We start from the raw sequence: 17,824 nt of genomic DNA, 5'->3' as shown, positions 1-17,824 counted from the left end.
GGTCAGGCCAGCGAGTCCACCCAGGCGCGGTGCAGCGCGGCATACCGCCCGTTCTGTGCGACCAACTCGTCGGGCGCACCGTCCTCCACGATGCGGCCCCCGTCGAGAACCAGGACCCGATCCGCGGACTGCACCGTGGATAGCCGGTGCGCGATCACGAGCGCGGTGCGTCCGGCGAGCACCGTGGCCAGCGCGCGCTGCACCAGGCGCTCGGTCGGGATGTCGAGTGACGACGTCGCCTCATCGAGGATCAACACCTTGGGATCGGCCAGGAACGCGCGCGCGAACGCCACCAGCTGCCGCTGGCCCGCCGAGAGCCGTCCACCGCGGTTGGCGACGTCGGTGTCGTAGCCGTCGGGCAGGGCGTCGATGAACCGGTCTGCCCCAACGGCTTCCGCGGCGGCGCGGATCTCGGCGTCGGTGGCGTCGGGCCGGCCGAACCGGATGTTGTCGGCAACAGTGCCGGCGAACATGAAGTTCTCCTGCGTCACCATCACGACGTGCTGGCGCAGCTCCGACTGGGCGATGGAGCGCAGGTCGACGCCGTCGAGCGTCACCGCGCCGGTCACCGGATCGTAGAACCGCGCGATCAGCTTGGCGATGGTCGTCTTGCCCGCGCCGGTGGCACCGACCAGCGCGACGGTCTGCCCCGCGGGCACTGTCAGATCCAGTTCGGGCAGCACCGGGCGACCGGCCGTGTAGCCGAAGCTGACGCCACGAAAAGCGATGTCGCCCTTGACCGTCGTGAGAGCGACGGGGGCGGCCGGGTCGGTGACGGCAGGCTGCTGCCCGAGTACCCCGGCCAGCTTCTCCAGCGCCGACGCCGCGGACTGGAAGGTGTTGAAGAACTGCGAAATCTCCTGCATCGGTTCGAAGAACATCCGCAGATACAGCAGGAACGCGGTGAGCGTGCCGATGGTCATCCGGCCGTGCAGCACCAGATATCCGCCATACAGCAGCACGATCGCGGTGGTGACGTTGCCGACCAGCTTGACCCCGGGCATGAACACCGCGAGCAGGGTCATGGTGCGTTCGTTGATGACGCGGTAGTCGTCGACGACGTCGTCGAAGATCTCCTGGTTGCGGGGCTCGCGCCGGTAGGCCTGTACCGCCTTGATGCCCGTCATGGTTTCGACGAACTGGACGATCACCAGCGCCGCGCGTTCGCGGACGATGCGGTACGTCCGGGACGACTCGCGGCGGAACCAGGCGACGAGAAACACCAGGATCGGGAAGGCGCCCAGGCACATCAGCCCGAGCCGCGCGTCCAGCGAGACGAGCAGGACCGCTGTGCCGCCGAGGGTGAGCACCGCGGTGATGAGGCTGTCGAAACCCGTCGACAGCATGGTCTGGATGGCCTCGATGTCGTTGGTGGACCGGCTCACGACGCGGCCCGACGTGTAGCGGTCGTGGAAAGCCACGTCGAGGCGCTGGAACTGCCGGTACAAGCGGCGCCGCAATTCCAGCAGCACCTTCTGCCCGATGCGGCCCGACCGGTTCAGGAAGAACAGCCGGAAACTGGCCTGCAGCACGACCACGCCGCAGAGTGCCCCGACGATCTGCAGCAGCTCGCGGGCCGACCCGCCGTGCAGGATCGGCGGGATGCCGTGGTCGATGCCGCGCTGCACCAGCAGCGGAACCGACAGGCGCGCACCGTTTTCCACCACCACGACCAGCGCCAGCAGCAGCACCGCGACCCGGTAGGGCTTGAGCAGCGAGCCCAGCAAGGCTCGCGCCTCACGGCGGCGGGAGATGCTCTCGTCGATGGGCAGGTCCTCGACCTTGTCGACCGTCTGGCCGCGCCAGCTCTCGGTGCTCATCTGTGTTCTCTGCTCTTCGCGCAAGCGCTCATCGCCGCCGCACCTCTTCCGCCTCGTCGCTCTGCTCCAGATAGAGCTGCTCGAGCCGCTCGCGTTCGGCGTCCTGCTCCCAGTCACAGCTGCGTTCGCAGCCGTCGTCGAGCTCGTCGTCGGCGGACAGCAGGTAGCGGTATTCGGGTGCCTGTGCCAGCAATTCGGCGTGCGTGCCGATGCGCGTGATGGTGCCGCCGGTCAGCAGCGCCACCCGGTCGGCCAGCAGCACGGTCGACGCCCGGTGCGCCACCACGATGCCCGTGACCTCCCTCAGCACCCGCCGCAGCGCGACGGTGACCTCGGCCTCGGTGTGCATGTCGAGGGCCGACAGGGTGTCGTCGAGCACAAGCAGCGACGGCGCGGCCAGGATGGCGCGGGCCAGCGAAAGACGTTGTCGCTGACCACCGGACAAGCTCATCCCCTGCTCGCCGATGCGGGTGTCCAGACCAAACGGCAGGTCGTAGACGAACTGCGCGGCCGCGATGTCGATGGCGGCGTGAATCTCCGCATCGGTGGCCGGGTTGTCGGCGCCGCGGCCCAGGGTCAGGTTCTCCACGACCGACATCGAGAACAGCGTCGGGTCCTCGAAGGCGGTGGCCACGGCGCTGCGCAGGGCAGGCAGCGTCAGCTCGCGAATGTCTTGGCCGTCGAGCAGGATGGCGCCCTCGGTGACGTCGTACAGCCGCGAGAACAGCGCAGCCAGAACTGATTTCCCGGACCCCGTCGCACCGACCAGCGCCAGCGTCTGCCCCGGCTCGACCGTCACCGAGACATGCCGCAGCGCCCAGTCGTCGGGGGCGGCGTCGGGAAAGCGGAAGCCGACGTCACGCAATTCGAGGTGCCCGCCGCGGGGCACGGTGTCGACCGGACCGTCACTGATATCCACTGGTGCGTCGAAGATCTCGGCGACACGGTTGGCGGCGGTCATGGCCTCCTGCATCATCGACAGCAGATACCCCAGGGACGCGATGGGCCAGACCAACGACAGCATCATGGTGATGAACGCGACCAGCGTGCCCATGGTGACCAGCCCATGACCGGCGGCATAGGCACCGAAGCCGAGCACCAGGATCAGCGTGAGGTTGGGGATGACGTCCAGCAGGGTCCAGAACCGCGCAGACATCGCCACCTTGCCGATCTCCGCGTCGTACAGGGCCGTCGCCCGCTCGTCGAACCGCTGGTAGACGTAGTCCTCGCGGCCGAACGACTTGATGACCCGCAGGCCCAGCGCCGATTCCTCGACATGTGTTGCGACGTGGCCGGATTGGTCCTGCGCCAGCCGGGACAGTTTGGTGAACTGCCGCTGGAACCGGAAGATCGTCACCGTCACCGGCACCACCGACGCGAGCACCACCACACCCAGCGGCCAGTACATGGCCAGCAGGATGGTGGTCACCACGATGATCTGAATCGTGTTGAGCACCAGGAACAGCAGGCCGAACCCGAGGAATTGGCGAATGGTGCCAAGGTCATTCATCACGCGGGACAGCAATTGGCCGGACTGCCACCGCCGGTGGAACGACATCGGCAGAATCTGCAGCCGCGCGTAGAGCACCTTGCGGATATCGGCCTCGACGCCCATGGTGGCGCGGGCCCCGAGCCAGCGCCGGATGAACCACAGCACCGCCTCGACCAGCCCCAGCGCCAAGGCGGCCGACCCGAGCACCCACAGCCCCTGCTGATCCTGGTGCCGCACCGGGCCGTCGATCACGGCCTTGGTCACCAGCGGAATCGACACCGTCACGCCCAAGCCGACGAACGCCGTCAGCAGCATGGCGGCCCAGCGACCGCGGTAGGGCCCGAGATACGGCAGCAGCCGCAGCAGGTCCGCGGACGCACGCTGCCGCCGCGGCACCGGGGCAATCGCCGGAGCCGAACGCAGGGGCCCGACCGATTTGGACGTCGCTAGATCAGTCACAACAAGTTCAATGCTCGCACGGGCCACCGACATCCCGCGGCGCGGCAGGTTGACCAGGACAAATGGTCAGATGAAACCCAGGTACCCCACCACGCCTGCTGCAGCCACCACGATCAGCGGGTTCAGCTTGGTGACCATGAAGATCACGGTGCACACCGCAGTGACGGTGTAGGCCCGCCAGTCGTGGTCGGCTGCGCGGCTCATGACCAGCGACGCCGCCAGGATGAGACCCACAGTGAGCGGCGCAAAGCCCTTCTCGACCGCCCGCCGCAGTTTCGAGCGCTCGGCCTTCTGCCAGATCAACGTGATGACGTAGACGAAACCCGCCGCCGGCGCCACCATCGCGACCATCGAGACGACGCCGCCGATGATCGCCCCGGGAATCCCGGCGACTTTCAGGCCGGCGCCGTACCCGACCATCGACACGATGAGGATGCTCGGGCCCGGCGCAGTCTGCGAGATCGAGAACAGGTCGGCGAACTGGTTGTTGGTCAACCAGTGCCTGCCGTTGACGGCGGTGATGTGCATTTCCGGCAGGACCACATTGCCGCCACCGATGGACAACAGCGACAACATGCCGAACAGCCCGATGAGCTGGACGTACGTTGAGAGCGCTGCTGTACTCATGCCGCGGCGCTCATGACGCTGCTGTGGCGCGATCCCGCGGCCACGCCCAGATCAAGCTGAGCGGCGCCAGGATCGCGAGCGTGCCCAGCAACGGAAACCGCAGGACGCCGTTGAGCACGAAGGCCCCGGCGAACAGCAGGACCGGCACGACGCCCGTCAGGCACTTCTGGCCCGTCTTGAGCACCATCGTCAGGGTCAGCGCCACCGCGGCCGCCGACGCGCCGTGCAGCACGCCCTTGACGGCGGGTACCTCCTTGAACCGGAAGTAGGCAAACGACAGTGCCAGCACGATGACCAGAGGCATGGCGCACAAGCCGAATACCGCGGCGACGGCGCCGGGAAAGCCGCGCATCTTGGTGCCGGCGAACACCGCCATGTTGACCTGGTTGGCGCCCGGCAGGATGCGGCACATCGTTGTGGCCGAGAGGAACTCGGAGTCGCCGAGCCAGCCCTTCTCCACCACCAGGACTTCACGAGACCAGGCCGACAGCCCGCCACCGAACGACGCCAGCGCGATGTGGTTGAACGTCAGGACCAACTCGAACAACGAAACCCGTTGGGCTGTCGAGTCGATCTGCTCACTCATGGACCAACTCGGGATCGTGCGGGAAGTCGTCTTCGTGATGCTGCGACGAGTCGAGCGGATCCGGCGGCTCGTAGTGGTGCGAGGTCTCCCAGTCGGCGTCGAACACCTGCGACAGCCGCGCGACGGCGTCCGGGTCCTTGACCATCACGCCCAGTTCGCGGCGCAGGTCGAAGGCGCTGCGGTCGATGTTCATCGAGCCCACGAGCGCTTCGTGGTCGTCGACGATCACCAGCTTGGCGTGCACCCGCAGGTTCTTCTGCTTGCGGACCTTCGCGCCGAACCGGCGCAACGTCCGCAGCGACGCGAACGTGTCGAGGATGTCCCAGTCGCTGATGCCGTGCTTTCCGCCGCACAACACATGGACATTCACGCCGCGGCCCACTGCCGCCGCGATGTGGTCGAGGATGACGGCGTCGACGTACTTGGGGTGCTGGATGCGCAGCCGGTGTTCGGCAGTGTCGATGAATTTCGCCATGTGGTAGCGGGAATTCGAGTTGCTCCACAGCAGCCCGTGATACTGCGACGGCTCCCAGTCGGTGTGCGACCAGTCGGCGTCGAACACCTCGACGATCTGCGCGACGTGATCGGGCTCCGTGGTGATGACGCCGTAGTCTCGCGTGAGGGTGAAGTACTTCTCACACAGGTTGAATGTGGCCACCAGCGCGGCCGTCTCGTCGACCACGATGGACTTCTCGTGCGTCACATAGAACGACGGATTGGACCACTGCACGTTCACACCGGCGTCCGAGAACTGTTCGAACGTCTCGTCATTGGCGCGGTCGCCCCCGGAGCGGGCCGGGTTCAGCATGACGCGCACCGCGACGCCCGCCTGGTGCCGTTCGATCACCGCCTGCACGAGCGACGGCTCGGTGAACGTGAATTGTTTGATCAGCAGCGATTTCTGCGCCGACGCGATGAAATCGCGCACCGGCGGCACGCCGTCATCGGGTTGGACGATGACTCGCGGCGACTCAGGCCCCATAAGCGCGGGATGCTAGCACCGAATAGCGGCTGCCAGACGTGCCTCCGTCAATAACGGTGGGCCATCGGGCAAGATGAGGCATATGGATAGCGGAAGCGCCTCCCCCCGCCTGCTCGTAGTCGACGACGACCCGGACGTGCTGGCCTCACTGGAGCGTGGACTGCGGCTGTCCGGTTTCGAGGTGTCGACCGCGGTCGACGGTGCCGAGGCCCTGCGCAGTGCCACCGAATTCCGGCCTGACGCCATCATTCTGGACATCAACATGCCGGTGCTGGACGGCGTCAGCGTCGTCACCGCCCTGCGCGCCATGGACAACGACGTGCCCGTGTGTGTGCTCTCGGCCCGCAGCTCGGTCGATGATCGCGTGGCCGGGCTGGAAGCCGGCGCCGACGACTACCTGGTGAAGCCGTTCGTGTTGGCCGAGCTGGTCGCGCGCGTCAAGGCGCTGCTGCGCCGCCGCGGGGCGACGGCCACGTTCTCGTCGGAGACCATCTCGGTCGGACCACTCGAAGTCGACATCCCGGGCCGGCGGGCCCGCGTCAACGGCGCCGACGTCGACCTGACCAAGCGCGAGTTCGACCTGCTGGCCGTGCTGGCCGAGCACAAGACCGCCGTGCTGTCCCGCGCCCAGCTGCTCGAGCTGGTGTGGGGTTACGACTTCGCCGCCGACACCAACGTCGTCGACGTGTTCATCGGCTACCTGCGCCGCAAGCTGGAGGCCAACGGGGCGCCGCGACTGTTGCACACGGTCCGCGGTGTGGGGTTCGTGCTCAGGCAGCAGTAGCCCGTGAACACGCTGGCGCGGGTCTTCCGTCGCACCCCGTCGCTGCAGTCGCGCGTCGCGTTCGCCACCGGTATCGCCGCGGCCATCGTGGTCGGGATCGTCGGCACCATCGTGTGGATCGGCATCACCAACGACCGCAAGGAGCGGCTGGACCGCCGTCTCGATGAAGCGGCCGGGTTCGCGATCCCGTTCCTGCCCCGCGGGCTGGATGAGATTCCGCGGCCGCCGCACGACGAGAACGTCGTCATCACCGCACGCCGGAACGGCCAGGTCAGCTCGAACTCGAATGTCGTGCTGCCCGAGCTGCCCGTCGGCTATGCCGACACCGACGTCAAGGGCGTCCGCTACCGGGTGCGGACCGTGCAGATCCACATGCCGGACCCGATGCTGGTCGCGGTGGGCGCCACCTACGACGCGACCATCGTCGACACCAACAATCTGCACCGCCGGGTGATCGCGTTGTGCGCGTTCGCCATTGGCGCGGCCGCGGTGGCGGGCTGGGCGCTCGCCGCGTTCGCGGTGCGTCCCCTCAAACGGCTGGCGCAGCAGACCCGCGACATCGACCCGGAAGGCGATGCCCCACACATCGACGTACGAGGTGCCACCGAGGCCGTCGACATCGCGGACGCGGTCAAGGGTCTGGTGGACCGCGTGTGGGAGGAGAAGGGCCGGACGAAGGCCGCGCTGGCCTCGGCGCGCGACTTCGCCGCGGTGTCGGCACACGAGCTGCGCACCCCGCTCACCGCGATGCGCACCAACGTCGAAATCCTGACCACACTGGATCTTCCGGACGAACAGCGCAAGGAAGTGCTGGGCGACGTCGTGCGCACCCAGTCGCGCATCGAGACGACACTGTGGGCGCTGGAGCGGCTGGCGCAGGGCGAACTGTCCACCGTCGATGACCATGTGCCCGTGGACATCACCGAACTGCTGGACCGTGCCGCGCACGACGCCATGCGCGTCTACCCCGACCTGGAGGTATCGCTGGTGCCGGCGCCGACCATCATCATCGTGGGACTGCCTGCCGGGCTCCGGCTTTCGGTGGACAACGCGATCGCCAACGCCGTCAAGCACGGCGGCGCCTCGAAAGTGCAACTGTCGGCGGTCAGTTCGCGCGCCGGCGTCGAGATCGCCGTCGACGACGACGGCTGCGGCGTGCCCGAAGAGGAGCGCCTGAAGGTCTTCGGTCGGTTCAGCCTCGGCTCCACCGCGTCGCACTCAGGCTCGGGCCTGGGCCTGGCGCTGGTGGCGCAACAGGCCGAGATCCACGGCGGGACGGCGACATTGGAGACCAGCCCGCTCGGCGGGACGCGGCTGCTGCTGCGCCTGCCCGGGCATCGCTGAGGACTTCCACATTGACCCTGTATCCAGGGCGCATTTGTTCGAGTGCGGTGCGCCGTCAGTTCAGGGTCAACCGTCCTCGGCTCTGGAGTCGAGTTGACCCTGCATCCTGGGCGTAGATGTGCCAGTAGACCTCGCGAGGACGCACACTCAACCGCCCGGCCTCTCAGCCGACGGTGATCTCGACCCGGCGGTTCTTGGCCCGGCCTTCCTCGGTGCTGTTGTCGGCGACAGGGTCGGCGGAGCCGGCGCCACGGGCCGTCACCTTCGCGGCCAGCACACCATTCGAAACCAGTGCGGCGGCAACGGCTTTGGCGCGGGTGTCGCTCAGCTTGAGGTTGACCGCGTCACTGCCCTGGTTGTCGGTGTAGCCCACCACGGTGACCGCACCGTTGGGGCAGCCCTTGATCTTGTCCGCGATCTGGCTCAGCACCCGGCGTGACTCCCCCGTCATCTGAGAGCCGCCGGTGACGAAACTGATCGGGGTGCGCAGCAGGTCCGTGACTTCGGATTGCACCTTCGCGCAGGGACCACCGGTCGGAGCGGGTGCCGGCGCGGGACCGGGCGCCGACGACAGCTCCGATGCGGGCGGTGCCACCGGACCACCCGGCGCGGGAATCTGAATGTTGTTGGACAGCTTGGCACCCGGGAACGAGAGGGCCGCGGCGTTCTGCACCTCGGAGGCAACGCCGAGGTTGGGGGCCGTTCCCATGAGCGTGATGGTGGCGCCGTCGATGGACAGCCCGAAATCCGGGATCGAGTCAGCGGCGGACAGGACGTTGCCGATGACCGACATGTCCGGGGTCCCGGCGCCGTCCACGACCGTCGTCTTGTCGTCGAGGGTGGCGCTGAGCCACTGCGCCTTCACCGCGGCGGCCAGTTCGGACTTCGACCGGGTGTTGGCGACGCTGCCCGTCAGGGTGACGGTGGTGCCGTCGCGGGTCAACGCGAAGGGTGCTGACGTCAGCTCGGCGGGCTGTGCCGGAGTCGGGACTGCGGACGCCGCGATGGAACTCGGGGCCCGGTGCTCATCGGAGCTGCCGAACACCAACCAGGCGACGGCCGCGACGACGGCCACCACGACACCGACCGCGGCCACCTTGCCCCGCGTGCCCAGTCGACGCACAATGCCGGACGGCTCGGTGGTGACGTCAGCTGTGTCCGGCATGCAAAACCCTCCTGAAAACAATTCGAGCCTAGGGCCCGACGGCTGTGGGACGGCACGTTGCCGCCATGACACGCCACAACCATCGGGCCCTAAGCCCGACAAAAGTCGATCCGGGTCAGCGCACGCCGACGAGGTCGATGACGAAGATCAGCGTCTTGCCGGACAGGCGATGCCCGCCACCGGCGGGGCCGTAGGCCTGGGCGGGCGGGATGGTCAGCTTGCGCCGGCCGCCCACGCGCATCCCGGGGATGCCGTCCTGCCAGCCCTGGATCAGGCCGCGCAGGGGGAATTCGATGGTCTCGCCCCGGTTCCAGGAGCTGTCAAACTCGTCGCCGGTGTCGTACTCGACGCCGACGTAGTGCACCGTGACGTTGCCGCCGGGCACCGCCTCGGCACCGTCGCCGACGATGAGGTCCTCGATCACCAGCGAGTCAGGTGCCGGGCCGTCCGGGAATTCGATCTCAGGTTTGGTGTTAGCCACGGGCACCACCGTAGTCGGGCCCCCGCCGCGCGTGGACGGGAACCACGTCCCTAGTGGCGGCGCAGGCGGCTCAGCAGGTCACGGAGCGTGGCGAGCTCGTCGGCGTCCAGCGTCGCAAAGACCGGCGGTGCCGGGTCGTCGATCTGCCGGATACGGCGCATCAGCTCGGCGCCGTCGTCGGTGAGGGACACCAGTTTGCACCGGCGATTGTCCGGATCCGGCTGGCGCACAACCAATCCACGTTCTTCCAGATCATTGATCGCCACGGTGGCGGCCGGCGCATCCATGGCGGTCGCGGCGGCGAGTTCTTTGGCCGTCATCGCCTTGGCCTCCAACCGGCGCAGAATCCGGGCGCGACTGAACGGCAGCCCGGACTGCTCGACCACCGCGCGTTTCCAGCTGTCGCGGTTCTCGACCACGACGGCGGCCATGGCCTGCCAGACCTCGTCGGCCAAGGAATCAGTGGACACCGGCCGGCTCCGGTTCACGCGGCCCCTTGATCAGCGGCGCCAACCGCTCGGCCGAGCGCAGTGCCCGCGGCGAGGTCGAGACGAATCCCAGCGTGGCGACCGCCACACCGATCCCGACGCACATCCACCACAGCGGCCGGGCCTGCGTCGCGAAGTCGACACCGCTACCGGCAAGTGCCGAGCCGGCGACCGAACCGCACAGTGCCACACCGATACTCACACCGACCTGACGGCTGGTTGACGTCACCGCCGCCGCCGCGCCCGCGCGGTCCACCGGCATGCCGCTCACCGCGGCGTTGGTCACTGGCGCATTCATCATGGCGAACCCTATGCCGTACACCGCGAAAATGACGACCACTCGCCACATGGGCGTCGTCGCGGTCAGCGTCGTCAACATGAGCGCGGCCGAAGCCATCAGGACGCCGGCCACCATCAGCGACGGACGAGCGCCGTAGCGCCCGACGATCCGGCCCGACAAGGGCGAAAACACCAGGGCGCCAATGGCAATGGGCAGGTAGATGATGCCCGTGTGCATCGCCGAGTAGTGCCGCTCGTTCTGCAGATAGAAGGACATCATGAACAGGAAGGCACCCCAGCCCGTCAGCGCCAGCACCGCGGTGACGGTGGCGCCGGCGAACGGGATGCTGCGGAAGAAGCGCAGGTCGATGAACGGGTCGTGGCGCCGGCGCTCGTAGCGCAGGAAGGCCACGAGCGCGACAACGGCCAGCGACGCGATGGCCAGCGTGCGGGGATGGGTCCAGCCCATGCCGGGCCCCTCGATGAGGGTGAAGACCAGGCTGAACAGGAACAGCACTCCCAACCCCTGGCCGATCGGGTCGACGTCGCGCATGGTGCCCGACTTGCTCTCCGGGACGAAGATCGCGGTCAGCACGATGGCGGCCAGACAGATCGGCAGGTTGATCCAGAACACCGACCGCCAGCCGACGGCGTGGATCAGCAGGCCACCGATCGTCGGGCCCAGGGCCATCGAGATACCGACCACGCCGCCCCAGAAACCGAGCGCCCGCGCCCGTTCCACCCTTCCGGTGAAGACCTGCGAAATGATCGACAGCGCAACGGGATTGAGCATCGAGCCGCCGATGCCCTGCACCAGGCGAGCCCCGATCAACGCGTCGGCGGTCGGTGCGAGGCTGCACAGCAGTGAGCCGAACGCGAAGACCGTCAGGCCGATCTGGAACACCCGACGGCGGCCGAAGCGGTCACCGGCCGCGCCGGAGAGCATCAGGAGCGAGGCCAGCACCAGCGTGTAGACGTCGACGACCCACTGCATCTGGGTGGCGCTCGCGCCGAGGTCGCGGCGGATCGACGGGATGGCGACGTTCACGATGGTGGAGTCCATCGACACGATGAGCAGACTCAGGCAGCAGGAGATCAGGATGATCGTCTTGCGCCGCGAGCTGAGCGCGTCAATGGTTGTATTCACACAACCATTGTGAAACTACAACCGTCGTTGAAGCAACGGAGTTTCGGCGTGACATTCGCGACATGGGCACGATGCGCACGCTCGGCGCCCGCGAGCGGCCTCGAATTGCACGCAAAAGGCGGCGTGTTGCCGTACAAACACGCACGCTCGCGGGAAAAGAGAAAGCCCCTCGCGAAAGTGCGCGAGGGGCCCTGTCTGAACAGGCTCTAGTGGGCGGGGTAGTCCCGCTCGGTGTAGCCGGTGTATATCTGGCGCGGGCGGCCGATCTTGGTGCTCGGGTCGGCACTCATCTCGCGCCAGTGCGCGATCCAGCCCGGGAGCCGGCCGAGGGCGAACAGCACCGTGAACATGCGGGTCGGGAAGCCCATGGCCCGGTAGATCACGCCGGTGTAGTAGTCGACGTTCGGGTACAGCTTGCGCTCGACGAAGAAGTCGTCGGTGAGGGCAATTTCCTCGAGCGACTTCGCGATGTCCAGCAGCTCGTCGTCGCCGCCGAGCTTGCCGAGGATCTTGTCGGCCTGCTCCTTGACGATGCGCGCCCGCGGGTCGTAGTTCTTGTAGACCCGGTGGCCGAAGCCCATGAGCTTGACGCCGTCTTCGCGGTTCTTGACCTTCTTGACGAAGTCGCGGACATCGCCGTGCTCGGTGCGGATCTTCTCCAGCATCTCCAGCACGGCCTGGTTGGCGCCGCCGTGCAGCGGGCCCCACAGCGCATTGATGCCACCGGAAATGGAGGTGAACAGGTTGGCCTGCGACGAGCCGACCAGACGCACCGTCGACGTCGAGCAGTTCTGCTCATGGTCGGCATGCAGGATGAACAGCATGTCCAGGGCGCGGACCAGCTCCGGGTCCACCTGGTACGGCTCGGCCGGCAGGCCGAACGTCATGCGCAGGAAGTTCTCGACCAGGTTCAGCGAGTTGTCCGGGTACAGGAACGGCTGACCGACCGACTTCTTGTAGGCGTACGCCGCGATGGTCGGCAGCTTGGCCAGCAGGCGGATGGTCGACAGCTCGACCTGCTCCGGATCCTTGGGATCGAGCGAATCCTGGTAGTAGGCGCTCAGCGCATTGGCCGCCGACGACAGCACCGGCATGGGGTGCGCGTTGCGCGGGAAGCCGTCGAAGAACCGCTTGAGGTCCTCGTGCAGCAGGGTGTGCCGCTGAATCTTGGTGGTGAACGCCTCGAGCTGCGAGGCGGTCGGCAGCTCGCCGTAGATCAGCAGGTAGCTGACCTCGATGAAGTTCGACTTCTCGGCGAGCTGCTCGATCGGGTACCCGCGATAACGCAGGATGCCGGCATCACCGTCGATGTAGGTGATGGCGCTCTTGGTGGCCGAGGTATTGACGAAACCACCGTCGTACGTGGTGTAACCGGTCTTAGCCAGCAACGAGCCGAGCTCGATACCGTCAGACCCCTCGGTAGCGTGCACGATCTTGAGATCGACCTCGCCTCCGGGATACCGGAGGTTGGCGACGTCGTCAGTGCTGGAGGTGTCGGCCACTAGAACCCCTTTTGCGGTGTCGACAGGAGAAACGTCCGGGACTAGACGGTAGTCGTTAAGAGAACAATGTGCTTGCGCGGGTCGCCATAATCCCACTGTCCAGCATTACGCGCGCGTCACCCGGTACCGCACAAACGCCGGGACCAGCAGGACCGACACCACGACACCGACCACCACCAGGACGCCGCCGCCCGTCGCGGCGACCGTCGTTCCCACCACCGCGGCCGCCGCACCGTGCACCGCGTCAGCAATGCGAGGACCACCTGCGACAACGACGGTGAAGACGCCCTGTAACCGTCCGCGCAACTCGTCAGAGGCCGCTTCCTGCAGGATCGTGCTCCGGAACACCGCCGAGACCATGTCCGCCGCACCGCCGACGGCCAACAGCACCAGCGCGATCCAGAGGAAACCGTCGGGCCGCCCCGTGGCGTGACCAACTGCCAGCCCGAAACCGGCCATGGCCGCACCCCACACCACGATCGACACCACGACCGCCAACCCCTGCCGGCGTACCCGAGGCAGCCACCCCGAGAACACGCCGCCGGCCACCGCACCCACTGCCATTGCCGCCGACAGCAGCGCCATCGCCGTTCCGCCCGCGACCGGCCCGCCGAAGTTCTCGTGGGCCATCTGCGGGAACAGCGCCCGCGGCATGCCGAGAATCATCGCGATCAGGTCGACGACGAACGACATCAGCACGACGCGGTTTCCGGACAGATAACGGAAGCCGTCCAGCACGGCCGCGAAGCCCCAGCGTGAGGTGTCGTCGTCGGCCGAGTGCTCGGGCGGCATCGGGCTGAGCCGGAACGTGGCCCAGATGGGCGCGATCGTGGTGAGGGCGTCGATGAAGTACAGCGTCGACAGGTCCACCCAGCGCAGCAGCACGCCGGCCAGCAGCGGGCCGATGATCGCGCCGGCCTGGAACACCGTCATGTTGAGCGAGTTGGCCGCCGGCAGCTGCTCGGCGGGCAACATCCGCGGGATGGCGGCCGAGCGCGTCGGCGAGTTGATGGCGTAGAACGCCTGCTGCACCGACAACAGGCACAGCACCAGCCAGACGTTGTTGAAGCCCGCGGCGGCCTGCACCCACAGCAGCACCGACGCCACGGCCAACCCGCAGGACGCGATGATCAGCAGTCGCCGACGGTCCATCGCGTCGGCCCAGGCCCCGCCCCACAGGCCGAACACGATCAGCGGCACCACGCTGAACACACCCGCCAAACCGACGTACGCCGAGTTCTGCGTCAGCGCGTACAGCTGCACCGGCACCGCAAAGATGGTCAGGTTCGCCCCGATCACCGTGACGACGCTGGACCACCAGAGCCGGCGGTAATCCGGGTTGCGCAGCGGTGCGGTGTCGGCGATCAGACTTCTCATCGGAGGGCGAGCGAAGCGACGGGGAAATTCACGGCTGGAGCCGTTCCACGCGGTCGCCGGTGACGCGAATCCTGTTGTGCACCCGGTTCTCCCGGCCCTGCCAGAACTCGATCACTTCCGGCGCGATCAGATAGCCGCCCCAGTTCGGCGGCACCGGCACCTCGGGCACGTCGGCGAATCGCTCGGTCACGTCACGCAACTGTTCCAGCAGCGCCGCGCGCGAGGCAATCGATTTCGACTGGTGGGACGCCCACGCCCCCAGCTGCGAACCCCGCGGCCGCTTGGACCAGTACTCGGCGGTGTGCGCGGCGTCGACCTTGGTGACCACGCCCCGGATATGGATCTGACGGCCCAGCAGGTACCAGGGGAAGGTCGCCGACGCGTACGGCACGGCGGCCAGTTGGTCGCCCTTGTCGGAGTCGTAGTTGGTGTAGAAGGAGATGCCTGTCTCCTCGATGGACTTGCACAGCACCGAGCGGGTGACCGGGTGGCCCTGCGCATCGACGGTGCCGAGCACCATCGCGTTGGGCTCGGAAACCCCGGCCTGCACGGCCTCGGCCATCCAGTCACGGAACAACGCCAACCAGCCGCGGTCCAGCCAGTCGACGTCGAGGTCGACGCTGCCGTCCTTTTCTGATGAGCCGTACTCGGCCCGCATCCGGGCCAGATGATCACTGTGGTCCGACACCATGAACGGCGACGGTACGCCCACGCGGTGACACAATGCAGACATGGCGTCAGACACACCGCCCGACCATTCAGTGTTCGCCTCGGCCGCAACAGCTTTCGCGGACCTGGTGACACGGATCCCGGCCACGGCCTGGGACGGTCCCGGACTGGGCGACTGGGACCTGCGGGCGTTGGTGGGGCACACTTCACGGTCACTGATCACCGTCAGCACCTACCTGCGCACGGCCGCCGACCGGGAGGACGTCACCGGGCCGGCGCACTACTACGCACTGATGCGTGAGTATGTTGCCAACAGCCCCGACATCGTCGAACGCGGCCGGGAAGCCGGGCGCAATCTCGGGTCGGACCCGGCCGCCACGGTCGCCGACCTGCTGCGCCAGGTGCTGACCGATCTGGACGGGGCCGGCGACCCCCTGATCGCGGTGATCGGCGGGCTTGGGATCCGGCTGACCAACTACCTGCCCACCCGGGTGTTCGAGTTGACGGTGCACAGCCTCGACATCGCGCGAGCCACCGGCATCGATTTCACGCTGCCCGACGAGGCACTACGCGACGCCACCGTGCTGGCGGCGCAGATCGCGGCGTTGACCGGCCAGGCCGCGGCGGTGCTGCCCGCGCTCACCGGGCGTGGTGATCTACCTGCCGGTTTCTCCGTGGTCTGACCACTTGTTACCGGCCGGTAGCCTCGTGCCCATCGGCTAGTGGAACAATTTCGGCATGACCGGAACAACGTCAGTGTCGACGCCGCAGATCCCCGAGGACTTCGTCGCGGGCTTGGAAGGCGTCGTGGCTTTCACGACCGAGATCGCCGAACCGGACAAGGACGGCGGCGCGCTGCGCTACCGCGGCGTCGACATCGAGGACCTGGTGAGCCACCGCGTCACGTTCGGTGACGTCTGGGCGCTGCTGGTCGACGGCGAGTTCGGCCGGGGTCTGCCGCCCGCCGAGCCCTTCCCGCTGCACGTGCACTCGGGCGACGTCCGCGTCGACGTCCAGGCCGCCCTGCCGACGCTGGCCCCGCTGTGGGGTTTCCAGCCGCTGCTCGACATCGACGACGACACCGCCCGCGACCAGCTGGCCCTGACGTCGGTGACGGCGCTGTCGTTCGTCGCGCAGTCGGCCCGCGGCATCTACAAGCCCGCGGTGCCGCAGCGCATCGTCGATGAATGCCCCACGGTGACAGCACGTTTCATGACCCGCTGGCAGGGTGAGCCGGACCCGCGGCACATCGAGGCCATCGACGCCTACTGGGTGAGCGCCGCCGAACACGGCATGAACGCGTCCACCTTCACCGCGCGCGTCATCGCGTCCACCGGAGCCGACGTGCCCGCGTCGCTGTCGGGCGCCATCGGCGCCATGAGCGGCCCACTGCACGGCGGTGCCCCGGCCCGGGTGCTGCCGATGATCGAGGAGACCGAACGCACCGGCGACGCCCGCGCCGTCGTCAAGGGCATCCTGGACCGCAAGGACAAGCTGATGGGCTTCGGCCACCGCGTGTATCGCGCCGAGGACCCGCGGGCCCGCGTGCTGCGCGCGACCGCCAAGCGCCTGGACGCCCCGCGGTACGAGGCCGCCGCCGCGCTGGAGCAGGCTGCGCTCGCCGAGCTGCGCGAGCGTCGTCCCGACCGGGCCATCGAGACCAACGTCGAGTTCTGGGCCGCGGTCATCCTGGACTTCGCTCAGGTGCCCAGCGCGATGATGCCCGCGATGTTCACCTGCGGCCGCACCGCAGGCTGGTGCGCCCACATCCTGGAGCAGAAGCGGCTGGGCAAGCTGGTCCGCCCGGCGGCCATCTACGTCGGCCCGGAGCCGCGCAGCGCGGACACCGTCGCCGGCTGGGACAGCATCGCGCACAGCTGACACTTCGGGCTCGATTTTTTGTCACCGATGAGAAGTAGCGTTGGAGACGGTCATAACCAATGACCCCAATCAACGCAGTACCGCTCAGAGGAGAACAAGATGACCGAATCCCAGACCTTCCTCGCCCCGCACCTCGTCGTCGGCGACGGTGCCGCTGCAATCGACTTCTACGTCAAGGCTTTTGGCGCCACCGAACTCGGCCGGGTACCGGGCCCTGATGGCAAGCTGATGCACGCCGCGCTGACCATCAACGGCTCGAACGTCTACCTCAACGACGATTTCCCGGAGATGTGTGGCGGCAAGTCGCAGACCCCGAAGGCCTTTGGCGGCACGCCCGTCACCATCCACCTGCAGGTGACCGATGTCGACGCCGCATACCAGCGCGCCCTCGACGCCGGCGCCACCGAATTGATGGCCCCGCAGGACATGTTCTGGGGTGATCGCTACAGCCAGGTGGAGGACCCGTTCGGGCACCACTGGTCGCTGGCGCAGATCGTGCGTGTGGTCAGCCCCGAGGAGATCGCCGAGGCGATGGCGGCCCAGCAGGGCTAGCCGGCACCTGGTTGGGTCGACGTTCTGTTGGCCTGACCACTTCTGGACTGCGATATCGCCGGTGGTATCGCAGTCCAGAAGTAAGTGCGGTCTGAATGCGGCGGATCACCGATCGGAATATCAGGTACTTCCAGCGCTGAATTCGCGTTCCACCGGGCCCGGGACCGTGTCATCGACCAGAATGTCGAC

17 protein-coding genes are annotated in these 17,824 nt (G+C 67.6%); 5 read left to right on the top strand and 12 right to left on the bottom strand.

All coding sequences use genetic code 11. The annotated features are described in order from the left end of the window. Positions 1–2: 2 nt before the first annotated feature. Genes EB75_RS24455 through EB75_RS24435 form a run of 5 tightly spaced genes read right to left on the bottom strand, consistent with a single transcriptional unit; the run spans position 3 to position 5,966 of the window. Positions 3–1,820, bottom strand: a complete 1,818-nt coding sequence (locus tag EB75_RS24455; RefSeq protein ID WP_073697842.1) for an ABC transporter ATP-binding protein — start codon at positions 1,818–1,820, stop codon at positions 3–5. Between the two features lie 28 nt (positions 1,821–1,848). Beyond that, positions 1,849–3,804 (bottom strand): ABC transporter ATP-binding protein, encoded by a 1,956-nt coding sequence (locus EB75_RS24450; RefSeq protein WP_073697841.1) that lies wholly within the window; start codon positions 3,802–3,804, stop codon positions 1,849–1,851. Positions 3,805–3,837: 33 nt separating this feature from the next. After that, positions 3,838–4,398, bottom strand: coding sequence for a chromate transporter (locus tag EB75_RS24445; RefSeq protein WP_073697840.1), 561 nt, complete (start codon positions 4,396–4,398; stop codon positions 3,838–3,840). A 10-nt stretch (positions 4,399–4,408) separates the two neighbouring features. Beyond that, entirely contained in the window at positions 4,409–4,984 is a 576-nt protein-coding gene (locus EB75_RS24440; protein WP_073697839.1) for a chromate transporter, read from the bottom strand. Next, entirely contained in the window at positions 4,977–5,966 is a 990-nt protein-coding gene (locus EB75_RS24435) for a phospholipase D-like domain-containing protein (protein WP_073697838.1), read from the bottom strand. Before EB75_RS24435 ends, EB75_RS24440 begins: the two co-directional genes overlap by 8 nt. A gap of 73 nt (positions 5,967–6,039) precedes the next feature. On the opposite strand from EB75_RS24435, the gene EB75_RS24430 reads away from it, so the two are divergent. Together EB75_RS24430 and EB75_RS24425 are read left to right on the top strand one after the other, a co-directional pair. Further along, on the top strand, positions 6,040–6,750 hold the full coding sequence (locus EB75_RS24430) for a response regulator transcription factor (protein WP_029104649.1): 711 nt from the start codon (positions 6,040–6,042) through the stop codon (positions 6,748–6,750). 3 nt (positions 6,751–6,753) lie between these two features. Beyond that, positions 6,754–8,094, top strand: a complete 1,341-nt coding sequence (locus tag EB75_RS24425) for a sensor histidine kinase (protein ID WP_073697837.1) — start codon at positions 6,754–6,756, stop codon at positions 8,092–8,094. Positions 8,095–8,257: 163 nt separating this feature from the next. Here EB75_RS24425 and arfA read toward each other — a convergent pair whose 3' ends face one another. The 7 genes from arfA to pdxH all read right to left on the bottom strand — a co-directional run bounded on the left by arfA (position 8,258) and on the right by pdxH (position 15,224). Continuing rightward, positions 8,258–9,259, bottom strand: a complete 1,002-nt coding sequence (gene arfA / locus EB75_RS28555; protein ID WP_083612544.1) for a channel-forming protein ArfA/OmpATb — start codon at positions 9,257–9,259, stop codon at positions 8,258–8,260. A 115-nt stretch (positions 9,260–9,374) separates the two neighbouring features. Further along, complete coding sequence (locus tag EB75_RS24415) at positions 9,375–9,740, bottom strand: FKBP-type peptidyl-prolyl cis-trans isomerase (RefSeq protein ID WP_073697910.1); 366 nt, start codon at positions 9,738–9,740, stop codon at positions 9,375–9,377. Positions 9,741–9,790: 50 nt separating this feature from the next. Beyond that, positions 9,791–10,210, bottom strand: a complete 420-nt coding sequence (locus tag EB75_RS24410) for a MarR family transcriptional regulator (RefSeq protein WP_073697909.1) — start codon at positions 10,208–10,210, stop codon at positions 9,791–9,793. Continuing rightward, complete coding sequence (locus tag EB75_RS24405) at positions 10,200–11,654, bottom strand: MFS transporter (RefSeq protein WP_073697836.1); 1,455 nt, start codon at positions 11,652–11,654, stop codon at positions 10,200–10,202. Before EB75_RS24405 ends, EB75_RS24410 begins: the two co-directional genes overlap by 11 nt. A 206-nt stretch (positions 11,655–11,860) precedes the next feature. After that, complete coding sequence (locus tag EB75_RS24400; RefSeq protein ID WP_073697835.1) at positions 11,861–13,156, bottom strand: citrate synthase; 1,296 nt, start codon at positions 13,154–13,156, stop codon at positions 11,861–11,863. A gap of 105 nt (positions 13,157–13,261) precedes the next feature. Further along, positions 13,262–14,533, bottom strand: coding sequence for an MFS transporter (locus EB75_RS24395; RefSeq protein WP_073697834.1), 1,272 nt, complete (start codon positions 14,531–14,533; stop codon positions 13,262–13,264). Between the two features lie 28 nt (positions 14,534–14,561). Next, complete coding sequence (gene pdxH, locus EB75_RS24390) at positions 14,562–15,224, bottom strand: pyridoxamine 5'-phosphate oxidase (RefSeq protein WP_286150313.1); 663 nt, start codon at positions 15,222–15,224, stop codon at positions 14,562–14,564. Between the two features lie 40 nt (positions 15,225–15,264). Here pdxH and EB75_RS24385 point away from each other — a divergent pair, with 40 nt between their 5' ends. The 3 genes from EB75_RS24385 (at position 15,265) to EB75_RS24375 (ending at position 17,635) form a co-directional block, all read left to right on the top strand. Next, complete coding sequence (locus EB75_RS24385) at positions 15,265–15,885, top strand: maleylpyruvate isomerase N-terminal domain-containing protein (RefSeq protein ID WP_073697833.1); 621 nt, start codon at positions 15,265–15,267, stop codon at positions 15,883–15,885. Between the two features lie 55 nt (positions 15,886–15,940). Further along, positions 15,941–17,083, top strand: a complete 1,143-nt coding sequence (locus EB75_RS24380) for a citrate synthase 2 (RefSeq protein ID WP_073697832.1) — start codon at positions 15,941–15,943, stop codon at positions 17,081–17,083. A 99-nt stretch (positions 17,084–17,182) separates the two neighbouring features. Beyond that, the gene (locus EB75_RS24375) at positions 17,183–17,635 is read left to right on the top strand and encodes a VOC family protein (RefSeq protein WP_073697831.1); all 453 of its coding nucleotides are present in this window, start codon (positions 17,183–17,185) and stop codon (positions 17,633–17,635) included. Positions 17,636–17,824 lie beyond the last annotated feature (189 nt).

The sequence above is a fragment of the Mycobacterium sp. ST-F2 genome, assembly GCF_001905655.1.
Taxonomy (GTDB): Bacteria; Actinomycetota; Actinomycetes; order Mycobacteriales; family Mycobacteriaceae; genus Mycobacterium.
The sequence above is the reverse complement of the archived record's forward strand: the minus strand, read 5'-3'. Positions and strand labels throughout refer to the sequence as shown.

Coding starts and splice junctions, on each gene's coding strand:
- EB75_RS24455 (WP_073697842.1), bottom strand. CDS start 1,820: ATGAGCACCGAGAGCTGGCGCGGCCAGACGGTCGACAAGGTCGAGGAC.
- EB75_RS24450 (WP_073697841.1), bottom strand. CDS start 3,804: ATGTCGGTGGCCCGTGCGAGCATTGAACTTGTTGTGACTGATCTAGCG.
- EB75_RS24445 (WP_073697840.1), bottom strand. CDS start 4,398: ATGAGTACAGCAGCGCTCTCAACGTACGTCCAGCTCATCGGGCTGTTC.
- EB75_RS24440 (WP_073697839.1), bottom strand. CDS start 4,984: ATGAGTGAGCAGATCGACTCGACAGCCCAACGGGTTTCGTTGTTCGAG.
- EB75_RS24435 (WP_073697838.1), bottom strand. CDS start 5,966: ATGGGGCCTGAGTCGCCGCGAGTCATCGTCCAACCCGATGACGGCGTG.
- EB75_RS24430 (WP_029104649.1), top strand. CDS start 6,040: ATGAGGCATATGGATAGCGGAAGCGCCTCCCCCCGCCTGCTCGTAGTC.
- arfA (WP_083612544.1), bottom strand. CDS start 9,259: ATGCCGGACACAGCTGACGTCACCACCGAGCCGTCCGGCATTGTGCGT.
- EB75_RS24395 (WP_073697834.1), bottom strand. CDS start 14,533: ATGAGAAGTCTGATCGCCGACACCGCACCGCTGCGCAACCCGGATTAC.
- pdxH (WP_286150313.1), bottom strand. CDS start 15,224: ATGGTGTCGGACCACAGTGATCATCTGGCCCGGATGCGGGCCGAGTAC.
- EB75_RS24385 (WP_073697833.1), top strand. CDS start 15,265: ATGGCGTCAGACACACCGCCCGACCATTCAGTGTTCGCCTCGGCCGCA.
- EB75_RS24380 (WP_073697832.1), top strand. CDS start 15,941: ATGACCGGAACAACGTCAGTGTCGACGCCGCAGATCCCCGAGGACTTC.
- EB75_RS24375 (WP_073697831.1), top strand. CDS start 17,183: ATGACCGAATCCCAGACCTTCCTCGCCCCGCACCTCGTCGTCGGCGAC.